Annotated in this window: 9 protein-coding genes and 1 tRNA gene; 8 read left to right on the top strand and 2 right to left on the bottom strand. The window is 61.0% G+C overall.

Annotated elements, in window-relative coordinates; genetic code table 11:
- The first annotated feature begins 15 nt into the window (after nucleotides 1-15).
- The 3 genes from BM045_RS06330 (at nucleotide 16) to BM045_RS06325 (ending at nucleotide 2,657) form a co-directional block, all read left to right on the top strand.
- Complete coding sequence (locus BM045_RS06330; RefSeq protein WP_092181057.1) at nucleotides 16-564, top strand: transglutaminase-like cysteine peptidase; 549 nt, start codon at nucleotides 16-18, stop codon at nucleotides 562-564.
- 130 nt (nucleotides 565-694) lie between these two features.
- Nucleotides 695-1,309: a hypothetical protein gene (locus BM045_RS18850; RefSeq protein WP_170848411.1), complete on the top strand. Its 615-nt coding sequence runs from the start codon at nucleotides 695-697 to the stop codon at nucleotides 1,307-1,309.
- Between the two features lie 7 nt (nucleotides 1,310-1,316).
- Nucleotides 1,317-2,657 carry an O-antigen ligase family protein gene (locus tag BM045_RS06325; RefSeq protein WP_170848410.1) on the top strand — a complete coding sequence of 447 codons (1,341 nt, stop codon included), beginning with the start codon at nucleotides 1,317-1,319 and terminating at the stop codon, nucleotides 2,655-2,657.
- Nucleotides 2,658-2,718: 61 nt separating this feature from the next.
- On the opposite strand, the gene BM045_RS06320 is transcribed toward BM045_RS06325, so the two are convergent.
- The gene (locus tag BM045_RS06320; protein ID WP_092181051.1) at nucleotides 2,719-3,477 is read right to left on the bottom strand and encodes a hypothetical protein; all 759 of its coding nucleotides are present in this window, start codon (nucleotides 3,475-3,477) and stop codon (nucleotides 2,719-2,721) included.
- A 343-nt stretch (nucleotides 3,478-3,820) separates the two neighbouring features.
- On the opposite strand from BM045_RS06320, the gene BM045_RS06315 reads away from it, so the two are divergent.
- Nucleotides 3,821-5,968 (top strand): GumC family protein, encoded by a 2,148-nt coding sequence (locus BM045_RS06315; protein ID WP_092181048.1) that lies wholly within the window; start codon nucleotides 3,821-3,823, stop codon nucleotides 5,966-5,968.
- A 32-nt stretch (nucleotides 5,969-6,000) separates the two neighbouring features.
- On the opposite strand, the gene BM045_RS06310 is transcribed toward BM045_RS06315, so the two are convergent.
- Nucleotides 6,001-6,765, bottom strand: coding sequence for a metallophosphoesterase family protein (locus BM045_RS06310; RefSeq protein ID WP_170848409.1), 765 nt, complete (start codon nucleotides 6,763-6,765; stop codon nucleotides 6,001-6,003).
- 191 nt (nucleotides 6,766-6,956) lie between these two features.
- Here BM045_RS06310 and BM045_RS06305 point away from each other — a divergent pair.
- From BM045_RS06305 to cysN, 4 genes are all read left to right on the top strand, one after another.
- Nucleotides 6,957-7,032, top strand: a tRNA-Thr gene (locus tag BM045_RS06305).
- Nucleotides 7,033-7,342: 310 nt separating this feature from the next.
- The gene (locus BM045_RS06300) at nucleotides 7,343-9,445 is read left to right on the top strand and encodes a TonB-dependent receptor (protein WP_348271233.1); all 2,103 of its coding nucleotides are present in this window, start codon (nucleotides 7,343-7,345) and stop codon (nucleotides 9,443-9,445) included.
- Nucleotides 9,446-9,840: 395 nt separating this feature from the next.
- A complete protein-coding gene (gene cysD, locus BM045_RS06295) occupies nucleotides 9,841-10,749 on the top strand; it encodes a sulfate adenylyltransferase subunit CysD (protein WP_092181039.1) in 909 nt (302 codons plus the stop codon).
- A complete protein-coding gene (gene cysN, locus BM045_RS06290; RefSeq protein WP_092181036.1) occupies nucleotides 10,749-12,635 on the top strand; it encodes a sulfate adenylyltransferase subunit CysN in 1,887 nt (628 codons plus the stop codon). Before cysD ends, cysN begins: the two co-directional genes overlap by 1 nt.
- The last annotated feature ends 149 nt before the right edge of the window (nucleotides 12,636-12,784 follow it).

Here is a 12,784-nt window from a genome sequence, read left to right as displayed (position 1 = left end):
AATCAGGGGTAGGTCATGAACAAGTTTCTCTTTTCCATCGTCACCGGCGCAATGCTCACTGCAGTCTCGATCAGTGGCGCTGTCGCCTATGCACCAACCAGCATTGCAACGCCCGAACGCGTTTCTTCGCAGGGTCCGCTGAGCTTCCAGATGTTCTGCATGCTCAATCCCGCCGAATGCCGCCCGGGCGGTGCCTCCAAGATCAGCCTGACCCAGGACGTGATGACGGTGCTGGAACGCGTCAATGCGCGCGTTAATCGCTCGATCCGTCCCAAGCAGGACTCGGCTGCGATGCAGATATGGCAGATCAATCCCCGCGCAGGCGATTGCAAGAGCTATGTGGTCAGCAAGCGCCATGAACTGATCGAGGCCGGCCTGCCAGCCAGCGCGCTGCGCATCGCCTTCGTCAATACCCGTGCTGGCGAAGGCCATGCGGTGCTCGTGGTCAAGACCAGCCGTGGCGACCTGACGCTCGATAATCTGACCGGCGAAATCAAGCAGTTCCGCGAGAGCGGCCACCGCCTGGTGTCGATTGCCGGTGCCGATCCGCGCCGCTGGAGCTAACCTTGTAGCAAGATGACAGCCCTATAGATGTTGCGGCGCGATGATCGCGCCGCAATTTTCATTTGGTGCTCGTTTGGCAGTTCGTTCGAAATCTTTCCCCGGTTGGGGTATCCTGGGCGTCGCTGCCCTGTTGACTGCTGGATCTGCCGTAACGGCCTATTCCGAGATCTTGCCGCTGTTCCGGTCCGGTTCCGGTATCGAGCAAAAGCTCGATGCCTTGACGGCCGGGGCGCTGCCTTCGGGGCCGTCCTACAAGTCCCAGATGCTGGTGCTGTCCGACTGCAATGCGGCGGTCAGCAGCGTGCAGGGGCAGGTGCTGTTACCGGAAGCACGGCAGGCCATGCTGGAAAACTGCAAAGAAATGGCCCAGTCCATTCTTGCCGAAGAGCCCAGCTTTTCCTTTGCCTGGTTCATCGATGCACTGGTCGCAGAGGGACAGGGCAATTTTGACGAACTCAATACCTCGCTGGTGCGATCGCAACTGTTCGGACAGCGCGCGCAATGGCTGGCCCAGTCGCGTGCCATGTTGGCGCTGCGCAATGTGGGCAGCCTGACACCCGAGGCCTTGCGCGCCTATGAGATGGATATTGCCACGCTGGCGGCATCCGACCTGGGTCGCCGGTTCTTGGCGCAGAACTACCATCTCGATGCGGACCTCCAGGCCCGGGCCACCTCCGTGGTCGAAACGCTTTCACCCGACCTGCAGCGGCAATTCGTCGCCGCTGTCCGCTCGGCCAACCGGTAGTCTCATCATGACTAAACTCAATGATACGCTCGGCTGGTTTGTTGTCGCGCTGGTCTTGCTGTCGCCCATCCCCCTGGGTAGCAATCCGCCTGCCTTCTGGGCGATTTCCGGAACGCTGGTGGGGCTGGCAGCGCTGGTCTACATGCTGGCCGCGGCGAGGGGACACCAGGCGCTGCGCTTTCCTCTGGGCAAGATGAAGCTTGTCGTCGGTCTTGCCGCTGTCCTGTGCCTCTATCTCATCGTGCAAATGCTGCCGCTGGGGCAATTGCTGGGACCATTCAGCTTCGAAACCGGCCGTGGCCAGATGGTCGAGAGCGACTATCTGAGCCTCGCGCCGGGGTCGACCTGGATGATGCTGATCCGCATGGCAAGCTACGGCCTGTTCTTCTTCCTGGCCCTGCAGGTGGGCGCCAATGAACGACGGGCCGAGCGTCTGGTGACGGTGATCTTCTGGGCTGTCGTCGCCCATGCTGCCTTCGGGCTGATCCAGTTGACCCAGTTCAACGACACGCTGCTCGGTTTTGACAAGGTGGCCTATCAGGGCATGGCGACCGGAACCTTCGTCAACCGCAACTCCTATGCGACCTTTCTTGCTATGGGGTTGGCAGTCGGGGCCGGGCTGGTGGCCAATGCCGTGGTGCAGTTGACGCGCGAGAACCGCACATTGGGTGAGGTCGGAACCGGCGTCTTTACGCAATTGGCCGGTATGCTGGTGTTGGTGATTGCAATCGCCGCCAGCCAGTCGCGCATGGGTCTGATCGCGGCTGTTCTTGGGGCAGTGGTGGTATTGGTGCTAGCTGCGCGGTGGATCAAATGGCACCCAGTCGTCACCATAGTGGCTGTCGTCGTGGCATTGGGCGGCTTCGTTGCCCTGCTATCCCTATTCGGTCAGGGCGTTCTCGAGCGCATCACCATGCTGGAAGAGACCGGCAGTGGGCGAACCGATATTTGGTCACAGGTGATCGAAATGATCCAGGCGAGGCCCTTGCTAGGTTATGGCGGCGGATCGTTTGAACTGGCTTTTCCGCTGTTTGATCATGCGCCGCTGTGGACGCATGTGCTGGTCGACAAGGCGCATTCGACCTATCTGCAGCTGTTTGCAGAGTTGGGCGTGGTATTCGGTGCGCTGCCGATCATTATCGTCGGCTGCATCGTGGGCTCCATCGTTTTGCGCTATATGCGCAGCGAGGCGGGCATTGCCGTGCGGCTTGCGGCCATTGGTGCCCTGGTGGCTGCCGCAACGCATACCGCGGTCGACTTCAGCCTTGAGATGCAGGCCAATGCATATTTACTGGTAGCCTTGCTGGCGATGGGCCGGGCGGTCGCCGGCCGGACCGCCAGCTCGTAACCAGCCAAAAGAAAAGGCCCGCCAATGGCGGGCCTTCTAAATCATTTAAGTCGGTCGGAGCTTAGCTCGGGCTGACCGAAGTGTTGACGGACGCGATGACCGTTGCGTCGGCAGTGTTGCCACCGAGAGCGGTATTTGCAGCGACGGTAATGGTTTCAACCTGCGCAGCCGAAGCGCCATTGTTGACGGCGATACCGGCCAAGCCGGTCAGGGCCGCGTTCGACACGACGGCAGCGGCAGCGTTGCCTGTACCAGCAACCGATGCAGCGATGTCTTGGCTGACAGCGACGGCGACCTGAGCAACCACAGCGGTGGAGAAGGTTGCGCCAGCAACGGCCTTGGCAGCGTTCAGTGCAGTGTTGAGAGCGCCGACCTGAGCTGCGATGGTTGCAGCGTTACCGGTGACAGCAGCAGTCTTGAGGCTGGCAACGGCCGAGAACACTGCAGTGCTGTTGGCCGCCGGCAAAGTGGAGATTGCAGTCAACTGCGCAGCGGGCAGGGTGCCGACGGCGGCCAACTGTGCGGCCGGGAGAGCGGCGACAACGGTCAGCGAGGCTGCAGGCAGCGTGGCCAGGTTGGCAAATTCAGCAGCCGGCAGGGCGGACAGCTTGGTCAGGCTGGCGGCTGGCAGCGACAGTACTGCCTGGACCTGAGCGGGGGAGAGGCCTGCGAGGCGTGCCTGGATCGCGGTGCGGACGGCGATCGGAAGGGCATTGAGCTGGCCCTGTTCAACAGCGGTCAGCTCCTGAGCGTATACTTGAGGCAGGGCGACCAACGACAGTGTCGTGGTTGCGAGCAGTACTGCGAACAGCTTTTTCATTTTGTCCCCCATGGGAATTAAGTTGTGCTTAAGTACGATGGCACTCGTATTCGTGTCAATTGCTGTTGAGAAGGATGTCAGATGCATCAACAGCATAGCTATCGGAATGGTTACCACCGGGGCGCCAGCGCGCAATAAACGCAGCGTTATCGGGGGTGCCTTGAGGCAGTTTAACTACGGGCAGCAAGAAAAGACGATATCAGGGCCCGAACAAAAATACTTTCGGCGTGCGCGGCGCCCGTTGCAACGCGGGTCTGCCAGTTATGCATAGCAACTAAATCGAGTTGCATGGATCACCTTGCGCGGTGATAACGAGACAAGTGTTAGACGGCCAAGGTGGGTTATGGACGAACAGTATTTCGATTTGCGGTCTGTGCTGGGTGTGCTCAGGCGGCGGTTCCGGCTCATTGCCATGGTTCTGGTTGCCGTTCTGATCGTCACCAGCGGTGTCGTCTTCTCTCTCAAGCCCGAATATACCGCCTCGGCCCTGGTGATGGTCGATCCGTCGCGCAAAGATCTGCTCGATCCCGACGGCATGCAGGGCACGTCCTCGTCCAGCGACAGTGCGCGCGTGGATAGCGAAGTCGAAATCGTCAAATCCATGCCCACCATGCTGCGCGTGGTGGAAAAGGCCGGATTGCTGCAGGACCCGGATTTCCAGCCCACCATCGGATTGCGCCAGCAGCTGATGGCGTTTTTCCGCCTGGCTGAACCAAAATTGCCGACCGGCGAAGAAGCCCTCAACGACGTCGTTGCCAAGGTGATGAATTCGGTGTCGGTCCGGCGCCGTGGCCTCACCTATCTGATCTCGATCAGCGCCGACGCCGCATCGCCCGAGACCGCCGCCAAGGTCGCCAATGCAGTGGCCGAGGCCTATATCGAATCGCAGTTGCAATCGAAGACGCAGTCGATTCTGGGCTCGCTCAGCGTATTGCAACCGCGCATTGCCGATGCCACGGCGGCGCTGGCAGCCAGCGAAAGCGCCTATGACACGTTTATCGACGTCAACCTGCAGCGCATCATCGATGATACCGGCCGGCAGGATATTGCCGCGTTGCGCAGCCAGTTCACCGCTGCGACGTCTGAAGCGTCCCGGCTCAGCTCGGCCGTCGAGACCGCATCGCAGGGACTAACCCAGCTCAATTACGAGCAGGTGGCCAGTGCGTTGCAGTCGGAAGCTCTGGCAACGCTTGAGCAGCAGCGGGCCGACCTGCTCAATCGCCTCAATGCCGTGGCATCGGATGATCCGGCAGCGGTCGATCTGCGCGCCGAACTGGGCTCGCTGTCGTCGCAGCTCTCGGCAACGGCCGAGACCGAGATCGCCAGCCTGCGGCAGCAGGTGTCGGCCAACCAGGACCGCGCCACGACGTTGCGCGATAATCTGCGCCAGACCGTGCTGGGTGGCGAATTGCCGGCCGACGTTCTGACGAGCATTTATGAGTTGCAGCAGAATTCGAGCCTCAGCCGCGCCAACTACGAACGTCTGGTTGCGCGGGTGAACGATCTCAACAACCAGGCTGCCGTTCAGATCGCCGACAGCCGCGTGGTGGCGCCGGCCAGCGCGCCGTCGTCGCCGTCTTTCCCCAATACCCGCCTAATCCTCGTGATGGCGGCGCTGTTTGCGCTGGGCCTCGGCGCGGCGTTGGCCTTCCTCGTCGAAAACTTCGTCGGTGGCTTTACCTCGCCCGAGCAGCTCGAGGCGGTGACCCGTCGCGAAGTGGCCGCGACCATTCCTTACCAGAAGGCCATCAAGCGGCCGGACGGGACGCAATCGAGCAGTGCTTCTGATGCGATCATCGCCTCGCCGCTGTCGCAGTTTTCCGAAAGCTTGCGCCGGCTGCGCCTCCGGGTCGATCAGACCATGGCGCAAAGCGGCGTGAAATCGACGCCCGGCAAGGGCAAGCTGATCGTCGTGACCTCGTCTGTGCCGGTCGAAGGCAAGACGACGACTGCTATCGGTCTCGCCCGCACCTATAGCGCGGCCGGCATGAAGGTGCTGTTGATCGACGGCGACCTGCGCAAGCCTTCGGTCAACAGCCAGCTGGAGATCAGCTCGTCGGATGGCTTATTCGACTATCTGTCCGGCACGATGGGCGCCGAATTGCCGACGGCGATCGTCAGCAAGGACCCGATTTCCGATGTCGCGGCGATTGTCGGCGCGCGCCATAGCGGCGTGCCGACCGAGCAATTGCTGGCCAGCAATACTTTCGTGCGGCTGGTCGAAGCCGGCAAGGCGGCGTTTGATGTGGTGATCCTCGACACGCCGCCGATCGGCGTGGTGGTGGACGGCATCTATGTCATGCAGCTGGCCGATGCGATCGTCTTCGTCACCTGCTGGGGACAGACGACGCAGCGCGAAGTGGTGCGTTCGCTGGAGGCCGTCGAACGCTCGAAGCGGCCGGAAACGCCAATCCTCCTGGCAATGACGCAGCAGCCGCCGACCGGCAACCGCTACCAGAACAAGTACTATTCGTATTATTCGGAAGTGTAGCGACTGGCCGAAACTGTCCTGCCCCCTTGGCGTCAGGAGGTTAGCAGAGCAAATTCGCCTGTGGACGCGATGCGCAGGGCGGTGAGCTTGCCGCCGCCATAGGCCCGTGTGTCGATGCCGACGCGATACGGTTCGAAGGATGGTTGATCGGCCGGCGTATGGCCATGCACGACCACCTTGTCGAGGCCATGCGGCTGGCTGAGAAAGGGCTCGCGGATCCAGATCAGGTCTTCGTCAGCTTGCTCGTCCAGGGCGATGCCGGGCCGAATGCCGGCGTGAACCAGCAGGAAGCCGGGCAGGTCCAGCATGATCGGCAACTGGTCGAGAAAGTGCCAATGTTCGTTGGGCACGAGACTTTGCAGCATCTGCTTGCGGAGGCGGCCGGATGCTTGGACGAAGCCTTGCGGAGCGATGCCATAGGACGCCAGCGTCTCCTGGCCGCCCCAAGCGAGCCAGTCATTGCATTTATCCGGCCGGGCGAACGCATCCCGAAACAACATTTCATGATTGCCACGCAGGCAGATGCGCTCGAAACCGTCTGGTGCCGGGCGCTGCAACCAATCTAAGGTCTGGGCCGATTTGGGGCCGCGATCGACATAGTCGCCGAGCATGACGATGAGCTTGGTACCAGGCGTCGCCGCCGCGTCTGCTACGATCCTGGCTTCAAGGCGCTTCAGGTCATCGAGGCAGCCGTGCACATCGCCGATGGCATAGACCAGTTCAGGCCGCTGACCGCGGGCGAGGCGCCGCGCCGCTAGCGTCGGTGCGGCGACTTCGCGCCGAAACAGATTCCACATCGCGGGTCCTTTTTCGGTCAACATAGCGCCAGAGCGTTTGCGAATTGCTAGTGAGATGCGCGGCAAGCGGTTGCTTTGCAAGAGCATCCCGTTGCTGGATTTCACATGCTTGGGCGTGATGCAACTCTGCTTGTGGGACAGTGCAACCGATTGTTGCCACCCGTAGCTGGTGATGCTAGACGCAAGCCGCTGCCGGTATAGCTCAGTTGGTAGAGCACCTGATTTGTAATCAGGGGGTCGCGGGTTCGAACCCTGCTGCCGGCACCACATCCCCTACATTTTTTGGCACGTCCCCTCCGTGGCTCTCGTTCTGCGCGTCGTGACGCGTTGCTGGGACGGGTTGCGACACATTGACCCTTTGGTGGTCAATCACCGGCAAACCGTACCGCATGCGCCGACTTAGACTTGACTCTAATTATCATGTTTGAGAATTCCCAAGCGTTGATAGATGTTTGGGGGATAAAGAATGCAAGTGTTTAGCCGTAGTAGGGGCCGTCGTCGTGTGCTGACAGGAATTTCGCTACTGGCGCTCATGTCCGGCAGCGCACTGGGACAGCAGGCAACGATACAGCCGACATTGCTTGACCGTCTGATCGTGGAGGGATGGGAGGGCAGTGCGCCCCCAACCGGCACGATCGGTCAGACGGCGCCTGCCTATGCGGGTGGACAGGCCGTGTCGGGCACGCAGCTTGGCGTGTTGGGCAATGTCTCGGTCTTCGACGCGCCTTTTAGCGTTTCGGGCTATTCCGCAAAACTGATCCGCGACCAGCAGGCTAAAACCCTCGCCGACGTGGTGCTCAACGATCCGACCGTGCGCAACGACGCATCGCCCTTCAGCGAGCGCGACGCCTTCTTCATCCGCGGGTTCTCGGTGACCAATCTGGACACCGCTTTCGACGGCCTGTTCTACCTGGCCAATCCACGCCGCAGCTTTATGGAAGGCATCGATCAGGTTCAGGTGCTGAAGGGCCCATCGACCCTGCTGAACGGCGGCCTTGGACGCGTTGGCGGAACCATCAACCTCGTGCCCAAGCGTGCAGCGGATGAGCCGCTGACCCGCATCACGAGCACCTATTCAAGCGATTCGCAGCTGTGGACGCATCTCGATCTGGGACGGCGTTTCGGCGCAGCCAATGAACTCGGTGTGCGGGTCAACGGCTCTTATCGTAATGGTAATACGCCTTACAACAACAACCAGGCCGAGGTTGGCGTGGCGTCGGTGGCGCTGGACTATCGCGGCGAACGCCTGCGCGCCTCGCTTGATTACAACCACTCGACGCAGAACATCAACGCGCCGACCTCGCTGTTCAATTCGGCCGCTGCAGGAGTGGTGATTCCAGCCGCGCCCAATGGCCGGATCAACCTCTCCAGCCCGTTCGAATATCACGACAGCACCTACAATATGGTCGCCAGTCGCGTCGAATATGACGTGCTGCCGAATACCACGATTTATGCCGCTGGCGGCGCCAGTGCATATCACGAGGACTTCGTCTCGTCGTCGCACCAGATCGTCAACGCCAATGGCAATGCAACGGCAACGCTGGCGATCCAGCCGCAGCAGATCGTCGGCGTGTCCGGGGAAATCGGCGTCCGCTCAGAATTTGAAACGGGCCCGATCGGGCACAAGGTCAACATCTCCGCGGCGCGCTCGCTCAACCAGAATTACCGCGGTGGCTTCGTTGCAGCTTCGCTGGGTCTTCCGGCGGCTTATGCGACCAATATCTATACGCCGCGCTACCTGCCTGACGGCTCTGTCAATATCGCGGCCCTGCCGCGGTCCGGCAACTTGCCGCTGTTCGCCGAGCTGACCTCGACCAGCCTGGCAATCAGCGATACCATGTCTCTACTGGACGATCGCATCCAGCTGACCCTCGGCGCGCGCTACCAGAATTTCGTGTCGCAGAGCTATAATACTACGCCGGGGGCCACATTCGGCCAGCGCAACTACTTCAATGAGGATGGCCGGTGGAGCCCTGCCATTGCCATGACTGCGCGGGTGAATGACAACCTGTCGGTTTATGGCAATTACGTCGAGGCCCTGACCGAAGGTCCGTCGGCACCGCGGACGGCGTCCAATGTTGGGCAGATCTTCCCACCCGTGGTTACCAGACAGCGCGAAATGGGCGTCAAGTATGATGGCGGCGCATTTGGCGTGACGGCCGGCCTGTTCGAAATCGAACAGCCCAACGGCTTCAACTCACCCGGCGGTGTGTTCTCGGTCAGCGGGCTGCAGGTCAATCGCGGGCTCGAACTCTCGGTGTTTGGCGAACCCTTCGACGGACTGCGCCTGCTCGGTGGCGTAACCTTCATGGATGCCAAGCTGGCCAAGACGCTGAATGGTACGCTGGATGGCAAGCTGGTGCCGGGCGTTCCGGAAACCGCGTTCAACCTCTATGGCGAATATGACATTCCATGGCTCGAAGGTCTGACGGCCACGGGCCGACTGGTGTACAGCGGCAGCACCTTCTACGACCAGGCCAATACCCAGAAGGTGGCTGACTGGACCCGCGTCGATGTCGGCATGCGCTATGCGATCGAAGGTCCGCATGGCAAGCCGGTCGAGTTCAAGGCCAATATCGAAAACCTGTTCGACAACAACTATTGGGCGTCTTCGGCTCGCGGCTATCTGGCTGCCGGTGCACCGCGCACCTTCAAGATTTCGGTGTCGTCCGAGTTCTAGGTTGAACGAAGCAATGACACAGAGGCTGCGCCGCAAGGCGCGGCCTTTGGCGTTTAGGGGGAGGGGGATGAGCTGGGCGTACACCTTACCTCACCAACTCTGCTGCCTGTTATATTCTACTAATACTGTAGAATATTGTCCGGAATCGGGTCTGTTTGGCGTCGGTAGGAAACTATTTTTCTCCAGCACGGCGGTCTGGCCATATGTTCTGTTGCCCGGTGCCGCCTTGCACGCAGTGGCTTGGCAGGCAAGGCGCAACGAGCAGGCAAATATGCTCAAGGCCCTTGTGCACCGGGCCTTTCCGCCCGTTTTGGGCTTGATGACAGGACTGCTTCCGCCCTACCAACAGGCATGATCTTGCGCTCTGTGGCGCGCGTGTTGGAGTGTCGAGCAGAGTGACAAGTGGTTCCCTGACGCATCTGCAAAGCCTTGAGGCCGAAAGCATCGAAATTCTGCGCGAGGTCGCGGCGAGTTTCGAGCGGCCGGTGATGATGTATTCGATCGGCAAGGATTCCAGTGTCCTGCTGCATCTGGCGCGCAAGGCGTTCTTTCCCAGCAAGATCCCGTTTCCGCTGCTGCATGTGAACACCACCTGGAAATTCCGGGAGATGATCGCCTTTCGCGACGCCATGGCGGAAAAGCATGGCTTCGATCTGATCAGCCACACCAATCCGGAAGGGCTGGCCAATGGCATCAACCCGTTCGATCATGGCTCGTCGCGCTTTACCGATATCATGAAGACGCAGGCGCTGCGCCAGGCGCTCGACGCCGGGCGCTATGATGCGGCGATCGGCGGGGCGCGGCGCGACGAGGAGAAATCGCGCGCCAAGGAACGCATTTTTTCGCATCGCAATGCCAGCCATGCCTGGGACCCCAAGAACCAGCGGCCGGAGCTATGGCGGGTGTTCAACACGCGGCTTAATCCGGGCGAGAGCATGCGAGTGTTCCCGATCAGCAATTGGACCGAACTCGACGTCTGGACCTACATTTACAGCGAGGGCATTGAACTGCCGTCGCTTTACTATGCCAAGTCGCGCCCCGTGGTGGATCGCCAGGGCACGCTGATCATGGTGGATGACGAGCGCTTCCGGCTCGAGCCGGGCGAGCAGCCGCGGCAGGAGGTGGTGCGCTTCCGTACGCTGGGCGACTATCCGCTGACGGGCGCGATCCGGTCAGACGCGGCGACGCTGCCTGGTATCATCATGGAAATGCAGGCGAGCCGGACATCGGAGCGCGAAGGGCGGCTGATCGACAGCGATAGCGTCGGCTCGATGGAAAAGAAGAAGCAGGAAGGGTATTTCTGATGAGCCTTGCTGCCTTGACCCCCGATACCGACATCGCGCTCTGGCTCAACCAGCAGACCGAAAAGTCGCTGCTGCGCTTCCTCACCTGCGGCTCGGTCGATGACGGCAAATCCACGCTGATCGGCCGACTGCTCTATGACAGCCAGCTTATTCTCGACGACCAATTGGCGAGCCTCAAGAAGGAAAGCCACAATCGCACCGTCGGTGACGAGGGCATCGACTTTTCGCTGCTGGTCGACGGGCTGACCGCCGAGCGCGAGCAGGGCATTACCATCGACGTGGCCTATCGGTTCTTTTCGACCGACAAGCGCAAGTTCATCGTCGCCGACACGCCGGGCCATGAGCAATATACCCGCAATATGGCGACCGGCGCCTCCAATGCCGAGCTGGCGCTGGTGCTGATCGATGCGCGCAAGGGCGTGCTCACCCAGACACGGCGGCATTCATTCATCCTGTCGCTGATCGGAGTGAAACATGTCGTGCTGGTGGTCAACAAGATCGACCTCGTCGATTATGACGAGGCAATCTTTGACCGCATCGTCGCCGAATATCGCGCCTTTGCCGAGCCGCTGGGCTTTTCGACGCTGGCGGCTGTGCCGGTGTCGGCCCTGCGCGGCGACAATATCCTGGCCAAGAGTGGGCGGACGCCGTGGTTTGATGGGGTGCCACTGGTGCCTTATCTCGAGACCATTCAGGTCGCCGAAGATCGGACGCTCGGCAAGATGCGCTTTCCGGTGCAATGGGTGAACCGGCCCAATCTCGATTTCCGCGGCTTTTCCGGCACTGTTGCGTCGGGCGTGGTCAAGGTGGGCGATGAGGTTCTGATTGCTTCCTCGCGCAGGCCGGCGGTGGTCAAAAGCATCGTCACCATGGATGGCGAGCTGAGCCAGGCGGTGGCGGGGCAGGCGGTGACGCTGGTGCTCGATCGCGAGGTGGATATTTCGCGCGGCGATATGCTGACCCATGCCGGCGAGACGCCGGAATTTTCCAACCAGTTCCAGGCGCGCGTGGTCTGGATGAGCGAAGAGCCGGCCTATCCGGGGCGGTCCTATCTGCTTAAGCTCGGCACGCAGCTGGTGCCGGCGACGATTACCGATCTCAAATTCCGCACCAATGTGAACACGTTGGAGCAAACCGCTGCGACCAAGGTTGATCTCAACGAGGTGGCGACCGTCACCATTGCCACCGACAAGCCGATTGCTTTTGACGCCTATACCAGCAATGCGCTGACCGGCGGCTTTATCCTGGTAGATCGCATCTCCAATGCGACGCTGGGTGCCGGGAGGATCGATTTCGGCCTGCGCCGGGCGCAGAACCTGACCTATCAGAATTTCGACGTGAACCGCGATGTGCGGTCGCAGATGAAGGGGCAGCAGGCCAAGATCGTCTGGTTCACCGGGCTCTCGGGCTCGGGCAAGTCGTCGATTGCCAACCTGCTCGAAAAGCGTCTGACTGCCGAGGGGCGGCACGCCTATATCCTCGACGGCGACAATGTCCGGCATGGCCTCAACAAGGATCTCGGCTTTACGGAAGCGGCGCGCGTCGAAAACATCCGCCGCGTGGCGGAAGTGGCGCGGCTGATGGCCGATGCCGGGCTGATCGTTTTGGTGTCCTTCATCTCGCCCTTCGAGAAGGAGCGCCGGCTGGCGCGCGAGATCGCCGGCGATATAGACTTCGTGGAAGTCTATGTCGATACGCCGCTGGAGGTCTGCGAGTCGCGCGATCCCAAGGGGCTCTACAAGCGGGCGCGGGCAGGCGAGATCAAAAATTTCACCGGCATCGATTCCCCGTTCGAGCCGCCGACCACGCCCGAGCTGGTGCTGCATGGCGCCGAAAACGAACCAGCCGTGCTGGCGGAACACCTGCACGGCTGGCTGAAGATCTAAACTGGAAGTCGCTGCTATTCGGCGGCGACCTGCAGGCTGTCACCGAGGTCAATTTTGCGGAGTTCCTTGAGGAAGCCTTCGCGGATGTCGTCGCGGTCGAGCGCGTAGACGACATTGGCCGTGAGAAAGCCGATCTTGGAGCCGCAGTC

Source organism: Devosia sp. YR412, from assembly GCF_900110945.1.
Lineage (GTDB): Bacteria > Pseudomonadota > Alphaproteobacteria > Rhizobiales > Devosiaceae > Devosia.
This window is presented reverse-complemented; position numbering and strand designations above follow the sequence as displayed.

Bases quoted from the DNA above. Each gene is read 5' to 3' on its own strand.
- BM045_RS06330 (WP_092181057.1), top strand. From the start codon at position 16: ATGAACAAGTTTCTCTTTTCCATCGTCACCGGCGCAATGCTCACTGCA.
- BM045_RS06325 (WP_170848410.1), top strand. From the start codon at position 1,317: ATGACTAAACTCAATGATACGCTCGGCTGGTTTGTTGTCGCGCTGGTC.
- BM045_RS06320 (WP_092181051.1), bottom strand. From the start codon at position 3,477: ATGAAAAAGCTGTTCGCAGTACTGCTCGCAACCACGACACTGTCGTTG.
- BM045_RS06315 (WP_092181048.1), top strand. From the start codon at position 3,821: ATGGACGAACAGTATTTCGATTTGCGGTCTGTGCTGGGTGTGCTCAGG.
- BM045_RS06310 (WP_170848409.1), bottom strand. From the start codon at position 6,765: ATGTGGAATCTGTTTCGGCGCGAAGTCGCCGCACCGACGCTAGCGGCG.
- cysN (WP_092181036.1), top strand. From the start codon at position 10,749: ATGAGCCTTGCTGCCTTGACCCCCGATACCGACATCGCGCTCTGGCTC.